This window comes from Embleya sp. NBC_00888 (assembly GCF_045207655.1).
Classification (GTDB): Bacteria; Actinomycetota; Actinomycetes; order Streptomycetales; family Streptomycetaceae; genus Embleya.
In genome coordinates, this window is the sequence record NZ_CP108784.1 from 4,105,985 (window position 1) to 4,128,598 (window position 22,614).

Genomic DNA, 22,614 nt, shown 5'->3' on the forward strand with positions numbered 1-22,614 from the left:
ATGGCGACCCGAAGCCCCGGACTCGAACAGGGCGCCTCACTCACCACGTCCGTCGTACGCCGCGTGCGTGCATGGAGCCTGCCGCCTCAGCCGGTCGGCCTTCCTGCGGGACTCGCGCCCGAGGTCGCCGCGGTCGCCACCGAACCGGCCGGGCCGCGCTGGGCCGAGCACCACACGCGCTTCGCGCTCGAACTGGTCGCCGACGAACACTCCGGCTGGGCCGGGCCCATCAGCGAGGTCGGCATGCACCTCATCCTCGACGACCACGCCTCCGGACTCATCGGCCTTGACACGGCGCAACCCCGACGACTGCCGTATCGGCCGACGACCGGACGTCATCACCAGGGCGCACACGCTCGCATCGCAGCCTCCACCATCGAACTCGCCTGCTGGGACCTGGCATCGAAAGCATGCGGTCGCCCGGTCACCAACCTTCTCGGCGGCATGGTGCGGCCCTGTGTGCCCGCCTACGCCTCCGCCCTGGCGCTCGATCCGGAACACCCCGACGCACCATCCGCAGCCGCCGCAATCAAGGCTGGTGGCTACTGGGGACAGAAGTGGCCGCTCCCGAAGAGCCTCATCATCGCCGGCCCCAAGGCGGTCGAGCGCACGTACGCCCGCCTGCGCGAGGCAGCCGGCGGAGATCGCTTCATGATCGACGCGGCCGGACGCTGTCACATGGACGAAGCAATGCGGCTGCTGCCCGTCTTCGCGGACCTGGGCATCGAATGGGTCGAGGAGCTCGCGCCGCCCACGTCGTGGATCTGGCACCGGTTACGCGCTTGCGACAGTGGTGTGCCTTTCGCCGCCGGCGAGCACGCGGTGGACCCGGCGGAGCAGGTACGGCTCCTGGCCCAAGGCGGAGTCGACGTCTGGCAGACCGATCCCGGTTGGTGCGGCGGATTGGCCCGATCGCTGCACACCGTGGAGCTGGCCGCCGACCTGGGCCTTCGTTCTTTCACACACGGCGCCCATCTCGCAGCCGCAGTCGCCCTGGCCGGCGCGTGCTGCCGCGACAAGGTCCCGGCGGTCGAGTACCACCTGACGGTCGAACCACTGCGCCAGCAGGTCTACACCCGCCCGTTGAGCGTCATGGACGGATGGATCGAGGTACCGCAAGCCCCCGGCTTGACCGAGTCGTTCGTCCTCGACGAAGACAAGCCTCGCGCCGAGGTGACCGCATGACCTCCCTTCCCATCACCGCGAAGGCAGGAACCGAGCCCCGGCACGCCGGCGGATTCGCCGACGTCGCGGCAGTGAGTTTCGACTTCGGCGGAACCCTCGTGCGCCCGGATACGCGCCCGACGACCGGGCAGATCGCGGACGTCCTCGGTATCACCCTCGACGACGCTCGCGCCCAGATGGGCAAGATCGCCAAGCGCCGCCTCATCAGCCCCGGCGACTTGGCCGCCGAGATCGCACTTCTGCACCACCACCATGCCTTGGTCGGACCGCTGGTGCAGGTGCTCCAAGGCGCTCGACAACGGGCTGCCACGCCGGACCTGTTCGAGGACGCCGTCCCAATCCTGAAGCTGCTTCGAGCGCGCGGGTTCGCCCTGTACGGGATGACCAACGCGCTCGGATCGTCCATCCCGAACGAGCCGCCGGCCTTCCAGGCTCTGCTGGACGACGTCTTCGCTTCCGCCGAGACCGGCGCATGCAAGCCGGAGCGCGAGGCGTTCGCCGTTGTCGAACGCGCCGTCGGGCTCGCCCCGAACCGACTGCTGCATGTCGGCGACTCGGTCCGCGCGGATGTCACCGGGGCCTTGGCCGCAGGATGGCACGCGGCCTACGTCCAGCGGTCAGGGGATACCGACGCGCCCGCGATCCCGAGCCACGTGCCCCGAATCCGGACGCTGGCTGCCCTCGCACATCTCTTGCCCACACACGCCTGACTCGCCCGGGGAGGTCCGCCATGGACCCGAGCACCAAGAGCACGCACATTCCCCTGACCAGCTCGATTCCCCTGTTCGACTCGTCGCGTCTGCCGCTGCGCACCTGGTGCGCCGATAGCCGCGAGGACCCGCTGACCGGCCTTGTCGCGTTCCCCGACTTCCACTCCAACATCCCTCGGGAGTTGGCGGGGGTCCTCGTCGCGGATGGGCTGGTCGCGCTCGCCATCGGCGACGTGGACGGCCTGAAGGAGCATGTGGAGACCACGAACGCGTCGGACCCGGCCTGCTACGGGCACCTCGCCGGTAACCGCGTCATGGCCCGTCTGGGCGCCGTCTCCCGCGAGTGGTTCGCCGAGCAGACATGGGAGGCCGCATGCGTGGCGACTTTCGGGGGTGACGAGGTGATCATCGCTGCCGCAATCGAGGACCCCGACACCTTCCACCGCGCTATCGGCGTCTTACGGGATCGCCTTGCGGCGGCTTTGCCAACGCCCGTCTCGTTCGCGCTGACCGTCGCGGGCAAGGAGCACCTGCCGCCCGAGCGGAACGGCAACGGCTGGAAGCACACATTCACCGACTCCTTGCTCGGCGGAGTCGATCGCTGTCTGTTCACCTACAAAGCCGCCCGCCGCACCGATACCACTCTCGGTGGCGGCACAATCGCGGTCGCGGAGCCACCGACCGGATGGCACCACCCCACCTCCCGCACCCTGTTGTCGCTGCCCGAGCGCGACGAGACCTTGCACGTGATCGCCCGCCCCGCCGCAGACCGACGCCCACCGGCACTTCTCCTGCCCTGCAACGGCCCGGCAGGACTGCGAGGGCGACGTTTCCGGGTCACCCGTGTCGGGTTGGACCCGACGACGGAAGTGGTGGTGTCTCTCGACGGGCAGGCCGCGCTGCCCTTCCTTCGCGACGACGACGCCGGCGGGGTCGCAGTGGTCCTGCGCCCCATGCGCGATGGCAGCAGGCAGCGCAGGCCGTTGGACCTCATCGCGCGCCTGGCCGAAGCGGGCCTCGACTGGTCGATCCTGCCGCTTCACGAACAGGCCCAGATGCTCCACCTCATTCGCGAATCGGCAGATGCGGATATTCGCGACGCACGCATCGCTGCCGCTGTCCAAGCCGTCCGCGCTCGGAGGCCACGTTGACCACAACCGTTCCGAAGCGGGTCGCCCCAGACTTCCCCGACTGGGGAACGTGCGCGCGGGAAGCATCCGACGCCGTCGAGGACGCCTCGATCGAGGCGTATTGGCGCGCTCTGAACTACCTATGTGCGGCACAGCTCTACCTCGCCGCCAACCCCCGCCTCGCCGAGCACCTCCGGTCGGAGCACCTCAAGGCCGTTCCGCGTGGACACTGGGGCGTGTGCCCGCCGGTCAACCTCGTGCTGGCGGCCCTCGGACCGCTCATTGCGCGGTCCCCGGGCGGCTCCGAGGTCCTCGTCCTGCACGGGGCCGGCCACGCGGGGCCCTCCGCACTGGCCAACGCGTACCTGAACAACACGCTCAACCTCACCGCGCACGGACCGGGCTGGTCGATGGCCGAACTGCGGGCGCTCGTCTCCGGGTTCCCGCATCCGACCCGCTTCGGCGGCGAGATCACCCCGCTCATCCCCGGGGTTCGCCACACCGGTGGGCAACTCGGCCCGGCGCTGGCGATCGCGCAAGGCATGGCGCTCGACGCACCTCGCCGCCTGGTCGTGCCGCTCATCGGAGACGGTGAACTCGAAACCGGTCTCACCGCGGCTGCCTGGCTCGGCCGTCGGGCGCTACTCGGGACGGGTGAGCATGGCGCGGTACTACCGGTCGTTCTGGCCAACGGTCTGCGGATGGGCGGCCCGTCGCTATTGGCCGGACTGACCCCAGACGAGATTCACGATTACTTCGCCGGTCTCGGCTACTTCCCACTCATCCACGACGGCAGCGACATCCGAGGCTTTCGTGAGATGTTGGCGGACGCGTTCGGGCTGCTTCGACCGCTCGGCGAGGCGGGGCACCCACCGGTCGTGGTGCTCACGATGCCCAAGGGCGCGACCGGGCCTGAGGAGGTGTCAGGGCGGCAGATAGCCGGTACGCCAGCTGTCCACAAGACGCCGCTGTCCGACCCGATGACGAATACGGCAGAGTTCGAGGCCCTCGCCCGTTGGCTCGCTTCGTACGGACCAACCGAGCTGCTCGACACGCACGGCCGCCCAGCCGCCCTCGTCCGTCAGGCACTGCCCGGGGCGCAACCGACCCCTGGACCTTCGGTGACGCCTCCGCCGCAAGGCGTCCGCGGCCAAGCGGTGCCCGGGGTGTCGGCAGTCATCCGGGCGCGAGCCGCGCATCACGGGTTTCGCCTGTTCAGCCCGGACGAGATTGGGTCCAACCGGCTGCGGCTCGCCGACAAGCCCTCGCCGCTTCCGCCTTGGGCGGTCGAGGTGCTCAACGAGGAGCTGTGCCACGCGTGGCTCCAGGGCTATACCGAGACCGGCCGCGATGCGCTCCTCGCCACCTACGAGGCGTTCGCACCGCTCAACACGAGCCTGCTGACGCAGCACCTGAAGCACCGACTCCTGCGCTACCGCACAGGTGATGCCGGGCTCCCGAGCATCAACTACCTCATCACGTCGCTGGGTTGGTTCAACTCGTACACGCACCAAAACCCCGGCCTGGCCTCGGCCATGCTCGAACTCGAAGACGGCTTCGTACACCTGTACACCCCGGCCGACTCATCCCGCGCCGCCGCCAACCTGTCCGCGATGCTCGCCAGCCGCGACCGCGTCAACCTCCTGATCACCGACAAGCACCCTGGACCCGGCTTCGCCCCCGACACATTCCGCGACGAACTCATCCACGGCGCGGCGGTATGGCCACACATGGGCAACGGAATGGGCCGCCCACCCGACATCGTGCTCGCCTCCGCCGGCGACGTGCCCGCCCGTAACCTCACGCATGCCGCCGGGTACCTGCGCCGCACCCACCCTCGAACCGTCCTCCAGTACGTACACATCAACGACCTGACAATCCTCGGTGATCCTGCGGACCGTCCGTACGCGCTCGCCGACGAGCCATTCGCTCACCTATTCGGAACTCGGTGTCCGGTCCTCCTGGCCGTACCCACGTACCGACCCGCAGTTCACGCGCTGCTGGCAAGTCGGAGTGAGGCCAATCGCTTCCACGTCGTCGGCTACCGGGATCCCGGCGGCCCGACAACACCGCAAGACCTCCTGACCCACTGCGGAATGTCTGCCGAAGCACTGGCCACCACCGCAACCGAGCTGATCGAGGAGGCCGGATCGTGACGCCCACGCCACTGCCGACCTGCGACCCAACCGTGGTCGAATCCTTCTCTCGCGATGGGTTCGCCGTCCTGCGCAACATCCTGGCCAAAGACCGCCGCGACATGCTCCGGCACGCGGCCGATCGGCTCCTCGCCTCTGCAATCACCACCGGCCGCGACCGGGGCACCGACGGCAAAGACGGATTCCGCGGCGTGGTTGCGTTGGACAGCGCGTTCCTGCCCCTGGTCGCCGAGCCCACCGTGCTCACCGTCGTGGCCACGCTCCTCGGCCCCAACCTGCACCTATTGTCGAGCCACCTGATCGCGCTCCCGTCGATCCCGCCCGACGGTCCCCGCACGATCCGCACCCCGGAGCGCCCCGGCTGGCACCGCGACATGTACGGGGTCAGCCGCGACCTCGGCTCGGCCTCCATCCCCCGTCTGGCCATCAAGGCCGCCTACTTCCTGACCGATCCCACCCCGACCGCCGGCGTCACGATGTTCGTCCCCGGCAGCCATCTTCGTACCGACGAGGTGCAGGTCCCCGCCGGCTCCATCAACCCACCGGATGCAGTCGTCCCACCCATCGGCCCGTACGACGTCGTCCTCTTCGAGAACCGCACGTGGCACGCCGGAGGGCTGAACACCTCCGGCAGCCCGCGCCTGGCCGTGATGATGCAGTACGGCTACCGCTGGCTCGCTCCGGTGGACGATCCTGCTGCCGAACTCCTGCGCCGAGCCGACCTGACCGACGTCGAACGCCAACTCCTGGGAGCCGCGGACCGCGACCCGGACGGCTCACTCGCCAAGGGTGCAGGCGCTCGACCACTCACGCGATGGCTGGAACACCGCGAGCAGGTCGCGGTCGTTGCACAGGAGGCCAACCCCACCCAGGCTCAACGAAAGGCCCCGGCATGACGTACAAGCCCGACGAACTGTTCGCCTCCACCGCCCCGTTCTACGCCCGCTACCGTCCCGGATACGACCCCGCCATGTACGAACTGCTCGTCGACCGTTTCGCCCTGACCGGCACCGAACGCGTCCTCGACCTGGGCACCGGAACCGGCATCATCGCCCTCGAACTCGCGGCCCACGTCGGACAAGTGATCGCGATCGACCCCGAGCCCGGCATGCTCGTCGAGGCCCGCCGACTCGCCACCGAACGCGACATCGACAACATCGACTGGCGTCAAGGCGACTCCACCACCCTGCCCGACATGGACCTCGATCCGCTCCGCCTGGTCACCATGGGCGCGGCCTTCCACTGGATGGACCGCGACCAAGTGCTACGCGACCTGGACGCGCTGATCGATCCCGAAGGCGCGGTCGTCCTGGCCTCCGGCGGAGCACCCGGCGACATCGACCCACCCGACTGGCAAGCCGTCGTCGCGGACGTCCGCACCTGCTACCTGGGCCCGGAACGCCGCGCCGGCGCCGGCACCTACTCCCACCCCAAGGAACGCCACCAAGACGTCCTCGCCCGCTCCGCGTTCTCCGACATCGAAACAGCCCGCTGGGATCGCACCCTCGTACGCACCATCGACGAGGTCGTGGGCTACCAGTACAGCCTCAGCTACAGCAGCCACGCCCAACTGGGCGACACCCGCGCGGCGTTCGAGGCCGACCTGCGCCACGAACTGTCCGCCTTCCAACCCGACGGCCGATTCGCAGAACTCATTCGCACGGAAGCCATCATCGCGACTCGCCCTTGATCCGACGGTCAGAAAAACGCGAGCAGCAACGAGTCCGAGAGTGCACCGCGATTTCGTGCCACTGAACGCCCCGACGAGTACTGATGGCAGTGAGGCCATGAAACCTACGTGGGACTAATGGGACCGTCCAGCGCGCGCACGCGCGCGCGTGCCCGGTTCCACCGCCTTGCGTCCAGCCCTGTCCGCCACTGCCGAGCCTCCAAAGTCATACCGTCTGACCAGCATGTTTGCTCACTCGGCGAGGCCGGCGATCCCTTCGAAGGACGCTGGACCAACCGTGGGACCGCGCCCGACACACCGGTCCCACGGTCGGCACCGGCCAGCGTCACGAACCCGTGGACGCCTCAACGCGCTGCTTCAACGCAAGCTGCTCTTGGTGTGCTCTCTGCATGTTCCGGGTAACCCGCTCGGCCAGGACCGTAACGTCCACACCAGAACCCGGCTGCACAACAGCAGCCTGCTCCGCCTGTCGCTCACGTAGACGGTTGACCGCGAACTCGTCAGGAGAGATCCGCACCAGCAACCACGCAGCGGCCTTCCAGTCGGCGGGCCGCTTGACCTGCTTCGTCTCGGTGACGGGGTTGCCGTGTTCGCCAACGGTGGTGCGGGTCCACTCACTGACGATCTCCCCCTCGGCAGCCCGCCCGATGAGACGCACCGCCCGTACGACGGCCACGCTCCGGGCGTGATCGACCAACGTCACCAGCTCCATGTGCGGCACCAACCGCGGATCCGGTTCGCCGCCCTCGTCCTCGACCCGCTCGGCTTCGGCCCGCCCGAGCGCGAGCCACTTCCGCATGGTCGAAGGCGCGGCGCCCGCCCACCGTGACGCGATCTCCAACGGCACGCCGTTCTGAAGCGCGGGAACCAGGCGGGCAACGACCTCGGGGGTCAGGAGCGTGGGGCGGCCGACACGCGGCTTGCGACGAGACATGTGGCGGACCATAGAGAGTCCGCAGGTCAACGTCGCGTCCTTCAGAACATTTTGAGAGGGTCCTACGCGCGCCTGCGTGAGGGCAACGGCCCTCATGAAAGGGCACACCACTCAAAGGCCCTCGGCCGCCCAACTCTGTCCGGCCGCAACTGCGAGCCCCCTACCTCGATGTCGAGACGCCGGACCACGGCCAGTGCCTCCCGCGCCCACGCGCAGAGGCGTTGTAGAGAGGAACGGAATCCAGCACCCACAGCGCCCGGCATCCCTTGCCTGTGCAGACATGCCTTCAGGAAGGCGGGCGCTGTAGGGACCTCCAGAACCCGAAGCAGCCACTGGTCACACGCATGTGCAGAAGACATGCCTTTGCCCGGTCACCCAACGTCGAACAGCAGGCCCTGTTCCGGCTTCGCGTGAACCGGTGCGATGCGAACGATCGACGCTGCTGCGATCTTTCTGGGTTCGGTGAGCACGTGGCCGTTGTCGCGCATGGCTTGCACCGTCCTGATGACCTGAGTCGGCTTGTACACCGTCTCCAGCAATGTGTAGTCCCTCAGTTCACTGATAGTGATCCCCCGCGGAGAAGCGGAGATTCGAGTCAGGAGAAGGCTTCGCAACCCACACGTGTCCGGCTCCATCTGCAAATCCAAGAGGCACTGCGACGGGTCACGCTGGTCGCGATAGCGAAGTCCGTAGACCGGGTCGACCGCCCACATGGCTTCCTTCATCTTTTCCACGCCCCGGGTGTCCCCAGTACCGAAGATCAGATGCAGGGGGCGACCACCCTCATCAACCATTTCGAAGGACAGGGTAAATTTGAAGCCGGCTCGCTTCAGGGCCTCTCGGTACTGGTTGACGAGGAACCCGGCCTTCCTGTTGGCGGGTTGATCGTTCACGGCCTGCCAGTCGGAGCTGCCGAACATGCGGTCGCCACTTTCGCGATGCGCAGGCTGCTTGCCGAACCTGGCGAGAAACGTTCCGAAGGTCACCAGAACCTCACCACACGGCATGTTCGCAACCCGTTGGACCAGGCTGAAGGGAATGTTCGGCCCTCCAAAACTATCCAGTAGAGCGAAGATCGGATTGCGTGAGATGACGTCCCTTGCCAACGCTGGCAGGAGCGCAGCGCCGCAATCGCCTTGGTAGTACGAGGTCAGGGGCACTCTCGCCTGACCGCTTGGCGCTGGCGCCCAAACAGCAAGAGCCTTCCCCATCTCTTCGCGCAAACGATCCACACGTCGAGAGTCCTCGTCCATGAGAATCATCTGCACGGCCTTGCCGGGTCGGCTGGACAGCGCCGCTGAGAACACCTGGAAGGCCACGACCGGAGACCCAGGCTCTCCGCCGTTGTAGACGCCTGGTCCGGCGAAGCCGTCCACGTATGTGACACGAGGCCACCTGGACAACAGGATTGGCGTCCAGGCTTGAAGGTAGCGCCGGATGATGTCGTGCTTAGCGGCCGTATGTTGATCAAGATCCCACGTGACATCCGTCGGCACAGCCATGCGACCTCCCGCATGCCCAGCGCCCATCTGGCCAATGGACGCGACTCCGGAAATAGTCACATAAGAATCATGATCAGCGACATACCAGGCATGGGGATGGGTGAGTTCTCGCTACCAAGCAACACGGTCCGGATGCTTCTCAGGCATCTGACTCCACTCCGCGCCGTCGAGTTGCCGGCCGCCGGTCTTCGGATTGCGGCCTCCCCACTGCTTGAAGAAGAACGGCACTTGCGCTGCCGAGCAGGCATCACGGACGCCTTGAACCCAAGCTTCCTCAACTGGCCGGAACCCGGGTCCGGACTCGCCTCCGGCGATGACCCAATCGATGCGCTCCAGGTTCAGGCCACCGAGCGGCCCCAACAGGGGTTCACAGGAAAGAAAGCGAACCGCTGCGGGAACGGGACGTAGATCTTCGATCCGATGCATGGCCTTCACGTTCTCGACCGACACCCCGATCCAAACGTTCTTTGGCCAGTTCAGCACTTCAGCCATCTGCCGCAAGCGTCGGGATCGTTTGGTCAAGATCTGGTACGTGTGCTGCGGAGTTTGCGTCATCACTTCGAAAACGTCTCGAATGAACCCCAAGGGAACGCGCGCATGGAACAGATCCGACATGCTATTCACGAAAACCATGCGGGGTCGCTTCCATCCTCGGGGGACGTCCAAGGACGCTGGGTGGATCGCCAGGCCGAAGCCCGGTCCACTTGTCCTTGGATCACCATCTGTCTGGTACTTGGAAGCGCCCATGATCTTTAGCCGGCGCGCCATCGACAAGGCATAGCAGTGGTCACACCCAGAAGAGATCCGATCACACCCGGTTGTTGGATTCCAGGTGGCTTCTGTCCACTCGATTGGTGATCGGTCGCTCATGAATCCTCCTGCCGCCGTTGACTCGACTGACAGTCCACAACGGGTGCCGTTTTGGATGACTCAGGTCCAACGAGCAGAACCCGGATTCGATACCGGCTCATCCAATCAGCCGCCCCCTTCGCCGGCTATCGAATCGGAGATTCCGGTTTCCGCAACGACTCCAAACCGCGAATCATCTTCTGTCCAATCGCGAGAGCGACGTCCGTGCAGCACCCGCAGCGCCCGTAGCACCCTGTGTCTCGCTTCTTCGCAGGTCGGCGCCTTGCGCAGAGTCAGAGAGAGCCCTGGGTCCAGAACCCGAAGCAGCGCCCGCCTTGGCCGTTCGCGGGCGCTGCTCTAGGGTGCTCCGAGGCTGCACGGGTGCTACCGCAGCAGGCATTCGTACAGGTCAAAAGCCTCTTCGGGTGCTACGGGCGCTGCGGGTGCTCACTTACGTGGGGTCTCGCACGTGAGCGTGTACAGACGCGACCGGTTGCCGGACGGCTGCTTCTTGGTGTCGTCGACCGTGATGCCGACTGACCTCAAGAGCGGAGCAAGCCGCTTGATCCTGCCTCCGGCCCGAGTGGCGTCCACCGGCCAATTGCGCGGGCGCGGGTCAGGAGGGGGGACGCACGCCAGCATGTCGAGGGCTGTCCCAGTCCACGATCCGGACCGGTACGCCAGGTCCCTGACCGCTTGGCCGAACGGGTCACCGTCGAGGGCGTCGGCGGCGATGTTCACCGAGGCCGACATATACACGTCGAACGTGTTCCACTCGGTGATCCGGTCGATCGCTGCCAGGATCCGGGCGAAGTCGGCCATCCGCGGCAAGCGTTCGACGTGCACTGTGGGCAGCTCGGCCAGGACATGGCCCAGGAGGTCCAAGAGCGCGCCAAGGATAGCCGGTTGGGCCTTCTCGTACCGCTCGTTGACCTCCGCATCCGTCTTCCGAAGCTCCGGTGGGACCGGCTGGAGTTCGAGCAGCAGCAGGCGTTCGGCGAGGTCGCCGGCCAAGGCTCCGGCGTCGATGCTCGTCATCGCGATCACACGGCGGAACGACATGACCGTCACGTCGTCGTCGGTGAACAACGCCCGTTCGACCACGCCGTCCCCGGTGACCGCCTTGCACAGGGTGTCGGACAGCCACGGCTGAATGGAGCTGATGTTGTCCAGGCACACCGTCCATGACGCGGATGCGGTCACACCCCACTGCTTGATGTCCCGAGGAGCCGAGCGCAGCGGCGCCGGGGACGGGTCCACCAGGTTGACCGCCATGCGAGCCGCGGTGGACTTCCCCGTGCCCTGTTCCCCCTTGAAGGCCAGCACCGGATGCGGGATGTCCGGGAAGCACGCCGCCACCAGCCAGGCGACCAGCGTCCGGAAGCCGTCCTCATCGATGTTGAGCAGTCCCCGGAGCAGATCGAAGCCGTGCCCGGCCGACGACTTGACCGGGGTGACCATCGGGGACGTCAGGCCCGATCGGCGAAAGAGGACCGGAGACTTCGCCTCGATCCGCCACTCGCGGGGCCTGACCACCACACAGCGGCCGTCCGCCGTGCCGAGGTCGATGACGATCGACTCCCCGTGCCGCGCCACGCGAAGACCCACCGGGACCGGATCGCCTGACTGGGCGATGCCCATCAAGACGGTTACCGCAGAGGCCAACGCGCCCTGCGACGGGACGGACCCTTTCGTCTCCTCGTTGTAGAGCTTGGCCAGGCGTGCTCGCAGACCCCCTTCACCACGCAAGGACTGAACCACGTTCGGCCCGTCGACGGGTACTCCGTACAGACGCCCATCCGTCGAGGCCACCAAGTGGTACCGCTCGCGGGCGATGGCTACCAGTTGAGCAGCCTGCGTAGGCCGCTTCTCCTCTTCCGAGTCACGTTCGGGCTCGACTACGCCTGCCTCGCGCACGATCTCGGCGGCCTGGTCGGCGGTGGTGCTCACCTCCCCCTCCCCGGCTTGCGGAGGGCGCCGGTGATCGCCCTCGCGGCCTCACCGTCGGGCAACCCGATGGCACGCGCCGCTGCGAGCAGGGCTGCTTCAGCTTCTCTCTCGGAGAACTTGCCTGCCCCGACGTGTTCGGCCGCCCGGCGAGCTGCCCAATAGAGACGAGAGTTCCGCTCTCCTTCGACGGCTTCGAGGACCACGCGCACCAAACCGGTGAGGCTGGCGAAGCCGGAGGCATCCGCCCCGACCCGCAGTCGATACGGGCGGACCACCGGCTGAGGTGGCATCAGGAAGTCCGGCCACGGCTGGAGTTCGTGATCGAACCGCCCATCCCCCGCCCACCAGTAGGGCTGACCGGTATCGGGGTGCAACGACGGCGGGGCGACGATGTAGCCGTTCGCCTTGACGTCGAGCCCCGCACCCAGCTTGCCCGGGAGCGCGCAACCGGGGTCGGCATAGACGATGTGCAGTCCGCACGAGCCGGTCACCGACGTCAGCGTGCGGGGCAGCGGTCCGTGCTTGTGCTCGATCTCGCGCAGCGTGACCCGTCCGCCGTTGCGAGGGTCGACGTCCACCACGGCGAGCCCGTTCGGGCGGCAGGCAAGACCGATGTTGGCGTTGGGGAAGCGGCGCCACCACTGCTCGATCGTCTGCTGATCGGTGGTCGCGTCGTGGTAGCCGTGCCCGTGCTGCCCACACTCTCCGCGGCACGGGCTTCCAGCACCGTGGGCACTCGGAATCGCCGGGATCTTCCCCTTGAGCGGGAAGACCTTCCATCCGTGATGGGCATACGCCACCGCGGTGGCGAACAGACTGGATGCGACACGCTTCACACCGTCGACCCCAGGTGCGAGATGAACCGGAATGCGGTGTTTCTCAGCCTGTTCGGCTGACGTACTATCCATTTCAGGTGTCCCTTCGGGGCGACCCCGGGGCAGGGCCGCAAACCTGATCGCCCCGGAGTCGCTGTTCTCGTCGTGAATGAGTCCTCGGGGGCGCCGTCAGACCCTGGCCGGTGTTAGCGCACCGGCTGGGGTCTTTTCGCGCCCGGCCATCAGTGGCTCGAAGCGGTGATCCGGACCGCCACCGCACCCTCGGCGGTGAGACCGAGGTGAGCGAACAAGTCGTACCGGGTGACCCGATACCGGCTCCCCTTCTCCAGAAGCCGCACCGGGTATCGCCCCGACTTGGCCAGCGCGTAGCCGTGCGTCCGCCCATATCCGAGGGCCCGGTTGGCGGTCTCCAGGTCGAAGCTCACCGGAAGAGCCAGAAGCTCGGCGTGAGTCATGACGCGGCGTTCGGACGTGCTCATGAGAACCTCCATGCATGTCGAAATGAACTTCCTGAAGTGCAGGAAGGACTGTACGTCGACGAACCTAGCGACATGCACTGGCACAGTGCAACACAACGCGCTATCTTGTCGAAATGAACTCCAGCCCGAGCAGCGTCATCGCCGACCAGGTGCGGCACCACCGCAACCGCCTCGGAATGACCCGCGAGCAGCTCGCCGCGGAGTGCGCCAAGCTCGGTGCGCCCGAGCTGACGTACGCCGCCATCACGAACATCGAGACCGGCCGCAACGACCCCAAGACCGGCAAGCGTCGGCGTGAGGTCACCGTCGAGGAGCTCCTGCTTCTCGGTACCGCCCTCGGTGTACCGCCGCTCCTCCTGTTCCTGCCATTGGGCGAGCGCGACACGGTCCCGGTTCTTCCGGACCAACCCGAGCAGCACCCGCACGCAGTCTGGAAGTGGATGACAGGCGAAGGCGAGCCGTGCATGGTCGGGCCGGACGGACGCCTCTACGCGGACACGCGCTCGCTCGGCGACACCGGCAAGTCCCGCGTGCAAGCGACCCTTGCAGCCGGACACGCCGCTCGGCTGTATCGCGAACTCCAGATGACGACCGACTACTTCAACAGCGCCCACGGCCGTTACGTATTCAGCCTGAACCGGTTCGGACCCGACGCCGAGCAGACCCGAGACCTGCGGTCGGACCGGCTTGGTCAGATGGATGCCCTGGCCGGTGTGCTCAACCGGATGACCGAAGCCGGAGTTCGACCGCCTGCGCAGTCGCTCACTCTCGTGACCGAGATGCGGGGGCTGGAGTTGCTGACCACACCCGACGCCATCGAGACCATCGACGACGTGGAGAGGATGAGTGATAACGGCCAATGAGCGGTTCTCTGACCCGACGCTGTGGCTGTAAGGACCCTGAGACCGGCAAGCAGTACAACGCAAAGTGCCCCGACCGACGCAAGAAGTCGCACGGTTCCTGGATGCTCGCCACGGCCCTACCGGACGACGCCGAAGGCAACCAGCGGAAGTTCCGGCGGATGGGCTACGGGCTGAAGGAGGAGGCACAGACCGACCTCGACAAGGTCTCCGGGCTGCTCCTGCTGGGCAAGGACGACCCCGAGCTGATGGAACAGGTCGTCGAACTCCTCCTGAAGATCGCCAAGGAGCGCGCACCGATCCCCGACTACGAGGAGACGGCCAAGCGACTGCGGAGCGGGGTGTCGCTGACCAAGCACGTGTTCGTCGGGGACTACCTCGACGAGTGGCTCGCCGGGAAGCGTGTCCGCAAGGGCACGGTCACCCGGTACGAGTGCGACATCCGCGTGCACCTCAAGCCACGGATCGGCGACATCCGCCTGGACCGCCTCCGCATACGCCACCTCTCCGAGATGTTCACGGCCATCGCCGATGCCAACGAAGAGGTCCTAGAGAACAACGCGGAGCGGCGCCGGCGAATAACCGAGCTGAAGGAGATCCCCTGGAAGGGCCTGGAGAACCGCGCCAAACGGAAGGCCCTCAAGGACTCCATCGACGCCATGCCGCCCTTCCGGCGGATCACCGGGCCCGCGACCCGAGCCCGCATCCGAGGAACGCTCAGAGCGGCGCTCAACGACGCGATCCCGCGTGAGTTGATCACCCTGAACCCGGCGGCCCACGTCGAACTCGACCCGGTCAAGAAGCCCAAGCCGCTGGTCTGGACGCCCGAGCGCGTCGCCAAATGGCGCGAGACCGGCATCAAGCCGAGCCCGGTCATGGTGTGGACCCCGGAGCAGACCGGCAAGTTCCTCGACCACGTGGCCGACGATGCGCTTTACGCGTTCTGGGACCTGCTCACCTTCCGGGGCCTGCGACGCGGTGAGGGGTGCGGCCTCCGGCTCGAAGACCTACACCTCGAATCCCAGTCCATCTCGGTCCTCAAGCAACTCGTCCAGGACGGCTGGACGGTCGTCGAGGACGACCCGAAGACCGACGAGAGCGCTGCCGAGGTCGCGTTGGACACGGGCAACGTCAAGGCCCTGGAAGCGCACCTCAAGCGCCGCAACGCACAGCGCGAGAAGTGGGGCGAAGCCTGGGTCGAGAGCGGCCGGGTCTTCACGCAGGCGAACGGCGAGTGGCTGCACCCGGGGTGGGTGTCCGCTCGGTTCACGTACCTGGTCGAGGAAGCCGACCTGCCGCCCATCCGGCTGCACGACCTTCGGCACTGTGCCGCGACCCTCGCGCACGCCGCCGGCGCGGACATCAAGACGATCTCGGCGATGCTGCGGCACTCGTCGATCAAGATCACGGGCGACATCTACACGAGCGTCCTGTCCGAGGCGGCCCGCGCGGCGGCCGAAGCGACCATGCTCACCGTCCCCCGAGCCGCCAACGCCAAGGCGCCGAAAAAGCGGCAACTGGTGCGGATCAAAACCGCCGGACACACCCTGGACACATCCAAGGTTCCGGAAAGCAGAAGGCTCCGATTGGTGTGAACCAATCGGAGCCTAAAACCCCAGGTCAGCGAAGTTCTGACCGCAGAAAAACGGAGCCGCCTAAGGGAGTCGAACCCTTGACCTACGCATTACGAGTGCGTCGCTCTAGCCGACTGAGCTAAGGCGGCTTGTCCGCCCACCTTGAAGGTGGCGACAGGGAATGAGTGTACACACCCGTCGGGGTGCTCCACACGCGCGTTTGTCGGGGGTCAGAGGCAGGTCTTGGGCTTGGTGGGGACGGTGCCCTGGGTGAGGTAGTCGACGACCGTGCGGTCGACGCAGTCGCTGCCTCGGCCGAAGGCGGTGTGGCCGTCGCCGTCGTAGGTCAGCAGGTTGCCGGAGGCCAGTTGGGCGGCCAGGGATTGGGACCACACGTACGGGGTGGCCGGGTCGCGGGTGGTGCCCACCACCAGGATCGGGGCGGCGCCCTCGGCCTTGATCGGGTGTGGCTTGCCGGTCGGCGGGACCGGCCAGGCGGCGCAGGTCAGGCCCGCCCAGGCCAGATTGCGGCCGAAGGTCGGGGAGTCGGCGAGGTAGCCGGGCAGGTCGCGTTCGACGTCCTCGCGGGACGTGGCCGCGGGTGGGGCGTCCAGGCAGTTCACCGCCGCGTTGGCGGACATCAGGTTGCTGTACTTCCCGTCCTGGCCGCGCTCGTAGTACTGGTCGTTGAGTTCGAGCAGCGGCTCCCCGTCGCCGCGCTGTGCCGCGTCGAGCGCTTGGCGCAAGGCCGGCCACTGTTCCCTGGAGTACAGCGGCGACAGGATGCCGGTGGTCGCGATCGACTCGGTGACCTTGCGGGTCGCGTCGCCCGGCAAGGGGCGTGCGTCGAGCTGTTGCAGCAGGCCCCGGATCTTGGCCAGCCCGGCCTCGCGGGTCGCGCCCAGCGAGCACGAGCCGCCGTCGACGCAGTTGTCCAGGAACGCCGCCAGCGCGGTCTCGAAGCCGCCGCCCTGCACCTTGTTGGCGGCCGTCGCCGACTGGCTGGGGTCCATCGCGCCGTCCAGGACCAGCCGGCCGACCCGGTTCGGGTACAGCTCGGCGTAGGTCGCGCCGAGGAACGTCCCGTAGGACGCGCCCAGGTAGTTGAGCTTGGCGTCGCCCAGCGACGCGCGGAGCAGGTCCAGGTCGCGCGCCGCGTCGACGGTGCTCACGTGGCCGAGCAGATCGGTCGACTTGTCGGCGCAGGCCTGCGCGTAGGAACGGGTGCCGTCCACCCACGCCTGTTCCTCGGCGGGAGTGTCCGGTGTCGCGTCGAGCTGGGTGAACGCGTCCATCGCGTTGTCGGTCAGGCAGCCGATCGCGGTGCTGCGGCCCACCCCGCGCGGGTCGAAGCCGACGATGTCGAACCGTTTGCGCAGGTCGGCCGGATACCGCGTGGCCGCGTACTGCGCGAAGTCCAGGCCCGAGCCGCCAGGGCCGCCCGGGTTCAGGACCAGCGAACCGATCCGATTCGGGCCGGTGGCGGGCTTCCGCATCACCGCGAGCTTGATCTTCGGGCCGTCGGGCTTGGCATGGTCCAGCGGCACCTGGAGCGTGCCGCACTGGAAGCCGCCGGTACACGCCGTCCACCCGATCGGCTCGGCCGCCGCGGTCGGCGGCGCCTTCTCGCCGACCCTGCCGTCCGGGTCACCGGTCACCGGCGCCTTGCCCGTGTCCGCGATCCGGTCCGGCGACTTCGACGACGAGCCCGAATCGCACCCGGCCAGCAACAACAGGCCGACCGCCGCCGCGGCGATCCTCGCGCACGAACCCCGCAGCATGCGACCCGCTCCTCCGCTAGACCGGTACGACCTTCGGCCCGGTACACCGTGCGCCTCCTGGGGAGGGTAACCACGCAGCCGAGCGATACTCCCCAACGACGCGGCCACGCGGCCACGCGGCCCCCGACCACCGGCCGGGGACCACCGACCGCCGATCACCGGCCGCCGATCAACTACACCGCTTCCCCTTCGCCGGCATCGTCCCGCGCAGCAGGAAGCCCTCCACCGCCCCGTCCACGCACGTGCTGTTGCCGCCGTACGCGGTGTGCCCCTCACCCTCGAAGGTCAACAACGTCGCGTCGGCCAACTGGCTCGCCAGCTTCTCGGCCGAGGCGTACGGCGTCGCCGGGTCGCCCGTCGTACCGACCACCAGGATCGGCGCGCTCCCCGGCGCCCGGATCGCGTGCGGCTTGGTCGGCGACTTGAACGGCCAGTCCTCACAGCTCTGCCCGGTCAGGTCCTCGGCCGTGACGTCGCGCGACAACAACGGGGCCTCGGCCCTGAGCCGGGCCAGTGCCGTCTGCACCTGCTGCGGCGTCGGCGCGTCCCCGCTCCCGTCCGCGCAGCCGATCGCCACGAACGCGTCCGAGCTGTTGTCGTACCGCCCCTGCTCGTCCCGCCCGTTGTAGTTGTCGGCGTAGAACAGCAACCCCTCCGGCGACCGCCGCACCATCGCGTCGGTGAGCGCGTCGCGCAGGTACTTCCAGGCGGTGTCCTTGTCGCCGTACAGCAGGCTGATCACGCCGATCCAACCCAGGCTGGAGGTGAGCTTGCGCCCGCTCCGGCCGGCGAGCGGCTGGTCCTGGAGCCCGTCCAGGAAGTCGGCGGCCCTGGTCGCCGCGGTCTTCGGGTCGTTGCCCAGCGGGCAACCGACGCGGCCCGCGCAGTCCTCGGCGAACCGGCGCAGCGACCGCTCGAAGCCCACCTGCTGCTCGACCGACGCGCTCAGGTTGTCCGCGGCCGGGTCCACCGCGCCGTCCAGGACGAGCCGACCGGTACGGGCCGGGAAACGTTCCGCGTAGGTGGCGCCCAGGTAGGTGCCGTACGAGAAGCCGATGTAGTTGAGCTTCGCGTCGCCCAGGGCCGCGCGCAGGATGTCCATGTCGCGCGCGGCGTTGTCGGTGCCGACGAAGGGCAGCAGTTCGCCGGATCGGCTCTGGCACTCCGCCGCGTACGACCTGTCCCGCTCCTTGGACCGGGCCTCCGCCTGTACCGGGTCGTCGGGCAGGTCCTCGGCCACGTACTCGTCCCGCTCGGCGTCGGTCATGCAGCGCACCGGCGCGCTGCGATCGACCCCACGCGGGTCGAAGCCGACCAGGTCGTAGGCGTCCTGGAGCGGTTTGCCGATGTTGTCCTCGGCCATCCACCACGCCGCCTCGACCCCGGAGCCGCCCGGGCCGCCGGGGTTGAGCAGCAACGAGCCGAGCCGCTGCCCGGGCTTGCCCGCGCTCTTGCGGGTCACCGCGATGTCGATGGTCTTCCCGGTCGGTTGGGAGTAGTCGAGCGGCACGGTGAAGTTCGCGCAGCGGAACGCCTTGGCCTGGCTGCGCTGGTCGGCGTCCTCGGTCTCGCAGTCCTTCCAGGTCGGCCGCTGGGTGTAGAAGCGCGCCAGCGCGGGATTGGGGTCCCCGGGCGTGCCCGGCGCCCCGGCACCCGCCGACGTGGGCGGGGCGGGCGCCGTTCGCCCGCCGCCCGCGGCGTCGCCGAGATCGGACGCGACCGTACAGCCCGCGACTACCGCGACGGCGAGCACGACCGGGATCGCACGGCCGAGGAGTCCCACCCTGGATATTCGTTTCACGCGTACTGCCTACCATCGAACGCATACCGGCGCACGGGCGGTACGCGGTGCGGTCGGACCGATACGCCCCCTCCGCGCACCGCCGGGCCGCGCCGGGTCACGCCGCCGGGTTCCTGGTGTTCTTGCCCAGGAAGACCAGCGCCTCGGGCACCTGACGCGCTATGTCACCCGAGGTCCCGCCCGCGCCCGCGATCGCCTTGACCGTGGTCGGCGCCTTCGCCTTCGCGGCGAATTCGCTGCCCGTGCCGCCGGTGTGGCCGGACAGCAGGATCTGAACGTCGGGCTTCGCGTCGAGCAGCTTGGCCGGGTCGTTCGCCGTCCTCGCCGCCTTCGTCGCCGAATCGGCGTCCCACAGCGGGGACTTGAGCGTGGTGCGGCCGGACAGGCTGACCGCGGCGGCGTAGTACTGCGGGTACTGCAACGCGTACTTGACCGCGCACAGGCCACCCGAGCCGTCCCCGATCAGCGCCCACGAGGCGCGGTCGGGGGTGGCGCGATAGGTGGACAGCACCGCCTCGCGCACATCGTCGTTGTGGAAGGTGGCCATCTTCGGCCGGTTCGGGACGTCGCTGCACTCGGTGTCCTTGGCCGCCGTCTGACCGGCGTCCGCCTCCTGTTTCGAGTACGGCAGCAGTTCGGGCGCGACCACGATGTACGGCGGGACGGTGCCGGCCTCGATGGCCGCCGCGAGCTTGGGCAGGAACGCCACCGAATCGTCCACGAAGCTGTTCGACTCGACGCCCGGCAGCGCCGACTGGGCGACCAGTACGGGGTAGCTGCGGGCCTGGTTGGCGGCGGTGTCGTAGCCCGGCGGCAGCCACACCCACACGTCGGCGGTGACCCCGGAGCGGCGGCCCGCGACGGTCGTCTTGGTCAGCGTGCCACCGGACTTGCTGCCGACCTTGGTGAACTTCTGTGGCGCGGGCTTGGGTTGGCCCGACGTCGCGACCGGCTCGGCGGACGGTTCGACCTTGGTGGCGGAGGCGACGTTCTGCTTGTCGTCGTCGGCCATCCCCTTGTAGGCGAAGGTGCCGCCGACGCCGGCCGCGACCACGGCCAGCACGAGCAGGCCGACGCCCAGCGGCGAGCGCACACCGCGCCTGCGGCGAACGGGCGCCGGATCGGCCCCGATCACCACGGGCTCGACGACGCGCACCGGCTCCGGCCCGGCGGGCACCGCGGAGGCGACCTCGACCGGCGCGAACGGCATCGGCGTCTCGGCTCGCGCGGGCGCCGACCGCGACGTGCCGGTCGACCGCGCCGACCCGGTCGACGTCGACCCGCCCGTCGAACCCGCGGCGCCCGTCGAACCCGCCGACCGCGCCGCGCTCTTCGAACCCGCCGCGCCGATCCGCTCGGCCGGCTCGGTGTGCCCCGGCCCACCGGCCCGCGCCGGCGTCCGCACCTGCTCCCGGGCCGGCACCGACACCGCCGCCGGCAACTCGGCCGCACGGGGCCCGGGTTCGACCTTCGATTCGGCCTCGGATTCGGATTCGGCCGCCGGGTCGGCCGACGAGCCGGCCTCGGCCGCATCGGCCGCGCGCGACGTGCGCGCCCTCAGCACAAGAACGACAATCGCCCCGAGGGTCACCGCGATCAGCAGACCTTTGAGCGTCCTGGTCACGGAACGCAACCCCGCACCGTCCTTCCGAACCTCACCAGCCACAATGTTCCCGCGAACTCTCCCACGATGACGTCCGAGTGGGGGCTCCGGGTTCCGCTCGACGGGCACCTCCGCTCCAAGGAGTGAAGGAGTCGGCCCGGGGCGGGTCTTCGATCCCCCGTCGGGCTCCGACGGGAGATCGAAGACCCGCCCCGGCACCCGCGCAAACGCCGCGACGACCACACGCCCGCGTGCGCGAACCTCGGCGGAACCGCCCCGCGAACCGGCCCGCCGGCGGCGATCCGCGCCCCCGCCGAGCCCGACGCTCAGCCGGTCCGCAGCGTCAGCACCATCGCCTCGACCGCGAGCAGCGGCGCGACGTTCGTGTCGATCGCCCGCCGACAGGCCAGGATCGCCTCGATCCGGCGCAGCGTCGCCTCCGGCGTGGAGGTACGGGCCACCGTGTCCAGGTCCGCGCGCAACACGTCGTTGGCCAACGGCACGGCGGCGCGCAGTTGCAGCGCCAGCACGTCCCGATAGAACGCGGTCAGATCCACCAGCGCGCGGTCCAGGCAGTCCCGCTGGGTGCGGGTGGCCCGCTTCTTCTGCTTGTTCTCCAGTTCCTTCATCACGCCGGCCGTGCCGCTGGGCATGCGACCGCCGCCGACCGCGCCCAGCGCGGCCCGCAGATCCTCGGTCTCGCGGCCGTCCAGATCCGCCGCGACCTGCTTCGCGTCCTCGGCCGCCGCGTCCACCAGACGCTGTGCGGCGGCCATCGCCAGGCCGATGTCACCGACCACCATCGGGATCCGCAACACGTCCGAGCGGCGCCCGCGCGCCTGCTCGTCCAGGGCCAGCCGGCGCGCGCTCTTGATGTCGCCGCCGGAGGCGGCCGCGGCGAACGCGGCCATCGCCGGTTCGATCCCGTCCCGGCGCATCAACAGATCGGCGACCGCCCCGGCGGGCGGCGTGCGCAGCGCCACGTTGCGACAACGCGAGCGGATCGTGGGCAGCGCGTCCTCCAGCGACGGCGCGCACAGCAGCCACACGGTGCGGTCCGCGGGCTCCTCGATCGCCTTGAGCAGTACGTTGCCCGCGCCCTCGGTGAGCCGGCCCGCGTCCTCCAGGATGATCACCTGCCAGCGCCCGCCCGCCGGCGTCATGGCCGCGCGCCGGACCAGGTCGCGGGTCTCCTTGACGCCGATCGAGAGCAGCTCGGTGGCGACCACGTCGACGTCGGCGTGCGTCCCGGTGAGCGCGGTGTGGCAACCGTCGCAGTGTCCGCAGCCGGGCTCGGCGCCCAGCGCCAGATCCGGGCTGACGCACTGCAGCGCCGCCGCGAACGCCCGCGCGGCGGTCGCGGTGCCGACGCCGGGCGGGCCGGTGAACAGCCACGCGTGGGTCATCCCGCCGACGCCCTCGCCCGCGAGGACCGCGCGGGCGGCGCCGGCCGCGGTGCGCAACTGCTCGGCGACGCGATCCTGCCCGACGAGGTCGTCCCAGACGGTCACGCGCTCTTGTCTCCTCGTTCCGGTGTGCCCCGAGTACGACCGTACCGGGGTGACGTGACAATC

18 protein-coding genes and 1 tRNA gene are annotated in these 22,614 nt (G+C 68.7%); 8 read left to right on the forward strand and 11 right to left on the reverse strand.

The window, feature by feature from the left end; genetic code table 11:
• From OG948_RS17050 to OG948_RS17075, 6 genes are read left to right on the forward strand one after another with little or no spacing between them, the layout of a single operon-like run.
• Positions 1 to 1,185, forward strand: coding sequence for an enolase C-terminal domain-like protein (locus OG948_RS17050; protein ID WP_406297381.1), 1,185 nt, complete (start codon positions 1 to 3; stop codon positions 1,183 to 1,185).
• On the forward strand, positions 1,182 to 1,895 hold the full coding sequence (locus OG948_RS17055) for an HAD family hydrolase (protein WP_406297382.1): 714 nt from the start codon (positions 1,182 to 1,184) through the stop codon (positions 1,893 to 1,895). Before OG948_RS17050 ends, OG948_RS17055 begins: the two co-directional genes overlap by 4 nt.
• Positions 1,896 to 1,915: 20 nt before the next feature.
• Positions 1,916 to 3,046 carry a hypothetical protein gene (locus tag OG948_RS17060; protein ID WP_406297383.1) on the forward strand — a complete coding sequence of 377 codons (1,131 nt, stop codon included), beginning with the start codon at positions 1,916 to 1,918 and terminating at the stop codon, positions 3,044 to 3,046.
• Positions 3,043 to 5,181: a phosphoketolase gene (locus tag OG948_RS17065; protein ID WP_406297384.1), complete on the forward strand. Its 2,139-nt coding sequence runs from the start codon at positions 3,043 to 3,045 to the stop codon at positions 5,179 to 5,181. Before OG948_RS17060 ends, OG948_RS17065 begins: the two co-directional genes overlap by 4 nt.
• On the forward strand, positions 5,178 to 6,077 hold the full coding sequence (locus OG948_RS17070; protein ID WP_406297385.1) for a phytanoyl-CoA dioxygenase family protein: 900 nt from the start codon (positions 5,178 to 5,180) through the stop codon (positions 6,075 to 6,077). The genes OG948_RS17065 and OG948_RS17070 overlap by 4 nt, the downstream gene beginning before the upstream one ends.
• Positions 6,074 to 6,871 carry a class I SAM-dependent methyltransferase gene (locus OG948_RS17075; RefSeq protein ID WP_406297386.1) on the forward strand — a complete coding sequence of 266 codons (798 nt, stop codon included), beginning with the start codon at positions 6,074 to 6,076 and terminating at the stop codon, positions 6,869 to 6,871. The genes OG948_RS17070 and OG948_RS17075 overlap by 4 nt, the downstream gene beginning before the upstream one ends.
• Positions 6,872 to 7,196: 325 nt before the next feature.
• Here OG948_RS17075 and OG948_RS17080 read toward each other — a convergent pair whose 3' ends face one another.
• The 6 genes from OG948_RS17080 to OG948_RS17105 all read right to left on the reverse strand — a co-directional run bounded on the left by OG948_RS17080 (position 7,197) and on the right by OG948_RS17105 (position 13,421).
• Positions 7,197 to 7,805, reverse strand: a complete 609-nt coding sequence (locus OG948_RS17080; protein ID WP_406297387.1) for a hypothetical protein — start codon at positions 7,803 to 7,805, stop codon at positions 7,197 to 7,199.
• Between the two features lie 371 nt (positions 7,806 to 8,176).
• Entirely contained in the window at positions 8,177 to 9,307 is a 1,131-nt protein-coding gene (locus OG948_RS17085; protein WP_406297388.1) for a three-Cys-motif partner protein TcmP, read from the reverse strand.
• A 111-nt stretch (positions 9,308 to 9,418) separates the two neighbouring features.
• Entirely contained in the window at positions 9,419 to 10,177 is a 759-nt protein-coding gene (locus OG948_RS17090) for a DUF5131 family protein (protein ID WP_406297389.1), read from the reverse strand.
• A 426-nt stretch (positions 10,178 to 10,603) separates the two neighbouring features.
• Positions 10,604 to 12,106, reverse strand: coding sequence for an ATP-binding protein (locus tag OG948_RS17095; RefSeq protein WP_406297390.1), 1,503 nt, complete (start codon positions 12,104 to 12,106; stop codon positions 10,604 to 10,606).
• Entirely contained in the window at positions 12,103 to 12,942 is an 840-nt protein-coding gene (locus OG948_RS17100; RefSeq protein WP_406297391.1) for a bifunctional DNA primase/polymerase, read from the reverse strand. Before OG948_RS17100 ends, OG948_RS17095 begins: the two co-directional genes overlap by 4 nt.
• Before the next feature lie 221 nt (positions 12,943 to 13,163).
• Positions 13,164 to 13,421, reverse strand: a complete 258-nt coding sequence (locus tag OG948_RS17105) for a hypothetical protein (protein ID WP_406297392.1) — start codon at positions 13,419 to 13,421, stop codon at positions 13,164 to 13,166.
• 113 nt (positions 13,422 to 13,534) lie between these two features.
• Here OG948_RS17105 and OG948_RS17110 point away from each other — a divergent pair, with 113 nt between their 5' ends.
• Both OG948_RS17110 and xerC read left to right on the forward strand, forming a co-directional pair.
• Positions 13,535 to 14,284, forward strand: a complete 750-nt coding sequence (locus tag OG948_RS17110) for a helix-turn-helix domain-containing protein (RefSeq protein WP_406297393.1) — start codon at positions 13,535 to 13,537, stop codon at positions 14,282 to 14,284.
• A gap of 101 nt (positions 14,285 to 14,385) precedes the next feature.
• Complete coding sequence (xerC, locus tag OG948_RS17115) at positions 14,386 to 15,876, forward strand: tyrosine recombinase XerC (RefSeq protein ID WP_406297394.1); 1,491 nt, start codon at positions 14,386 to 14,388, stop codon at positions 15,874 to 15,876.
• Positions 15,877 to 15,930: 54 nt separating this feature from the next.
• On the opposite strand, the gene OG948_RS17120 is transcribed toward xerC, so the two are convergent.
• The 5 genes from OG948_RS17120 to OG948_RS17140 all read right to left on the reverse strand — a co-directional run bounded on the left by OG948_RS17120 (position 15,931) and on the right by OG948_RS17140 (position 22,551).
• Positions 15,931 to 16,004 (reverse strand) — tRNA-Thr (locus OG948_RS17120).
• Between the two features lie 81 nt (positions 16,005 to 16,085).
• Positions 16,086 to 17,636, reverse strand: a complete 1,551-nt coding sequence (locus OG948_RS17125) for an alpha/beta hydrolase (RefSeq protein WP_406297395.1) — start codon at positions 17,634 to 17,636, stop codon at positions 16,086 to 16,088.
• Between the two features lie 169 nt (positions 17,637 to 17,805).
• Complete coding sequence (locus tag OG948_RS17130; protein WP_406297396.1) at positions 17,806 to 19,437, reverse strand: alpha/beta hydrolase; 1,632 nt, start codon at positions 19,435 to 19,437, stop codon at positions 17,806 to 17,808.
• A gap of 97 nt (positions 19,438 to 19,534) precedes the next feature.
• A complete protein-coding gene (locus tag OG948_RS17135; protein WP_406297397.1) occupies positions 19,535 to 21,061 on the reverse strand; it encodes an alpha/beta hydrolase in 1,527 nt (508 codons plus the stop codon).
• A 305-nt stretch (positions 21,062 to 21,366) separates the two neighbouring features.
• Entirely contained in the window at positions 21,367 to 22,551 is a 1,185-nt protein-coding gene (locus tag OG948_RS17140) for a DNA polymerase III subunit delta' (RefSeq protein WP_406297398.1), read from the reverse strand.
• Positions 22,552 to 22,614: the final 63 nt, after the last annotated feature.

What these genes read in the sequence shown, in the direction of transcription:
- OG948_RS17080 (WP_406297387.1), bottom strand. Translation starts at nt 7,805, where the DNA reads ATGTCTCGTCGCAAGCCGCGTGTCGGCCGCCCCACGCTCCTGACCCCC.
- OG948_RS17055 (WP_406297382.1), top strand. Translation starts at nt 1,182, where the DNA reads ATGACCTCCCTTCCCATCACCGCGAAGGCAGGAACCGAGCCCCGGCAC.
- xerC (WP_406297394.1), top strand. Translation starts at nt 14,386, where the DNA reads ATGCTCGCCACGGCCCTACCGGACGACGCCGAAGGCAACCAGCGGAAG.
- OG948_RS17125 (WP_406297395.1), bottom strand. Translation starts at nt 17,636, where the DNA reads ATGCTGCGGGGTTCGTGCGCGAGGATCGCCGCGGCGGCGGTCGGCCTG.
- OG948_RS17090 (WP_406297389.1), bottom strand. Translation starts at nt 10,177, where the DNA reads ATGAGCGACCGATCACCAATCGAGTGGACAGAAGCCACCTGGAATCCA.
- OG948_RS17105 (WP_406297392.1), bottom strand. Translation starts at nt 13,421, where the DNA reads ATGAGCACGTCCGAACGCCGCGTCATGACTCACGCCGAGCTTCTGGCT.
- OG948_RS17050 (WP_406297381.1), top strand. Translation starts at nt 1, where the DNA reads ATGGCGACCCGAAGCCCCGGACTCGAACAGGGCGCCTCACTCACCACG.
- OG948_RS17060 (WP_406297383.1), top strand. Translation starts at nt 1,916, where the DNA reads ATGGACCCGAGCACCAAGAGCACGCACATTCCCCTGACCAGCTCGATT.
- OG948_RS17075 (WP_406297386.1), top strand. Translation starts at nt 6,074, where the DNA reads ATGACGTACAAGCCCGACGAACTGTTCGCCTCCACCGCCCCGTTCTAC.
- OG948_RS17085 (WP_406297388.1), bottom strand. Translation starts at nt 9,307, where the DNA reads ATGGCTGTGCCGACGGATGTCACGTGGGATCTTGATCAACATACGGCC.
- OG948_RS17110 (WP_406297393.1), top strand. Translation starts at nt 13,535, where the DNA reads ATGAACTCCAGCCCGAGCAGCGTCATCGCCGACCAGGTGCGGCACCAC.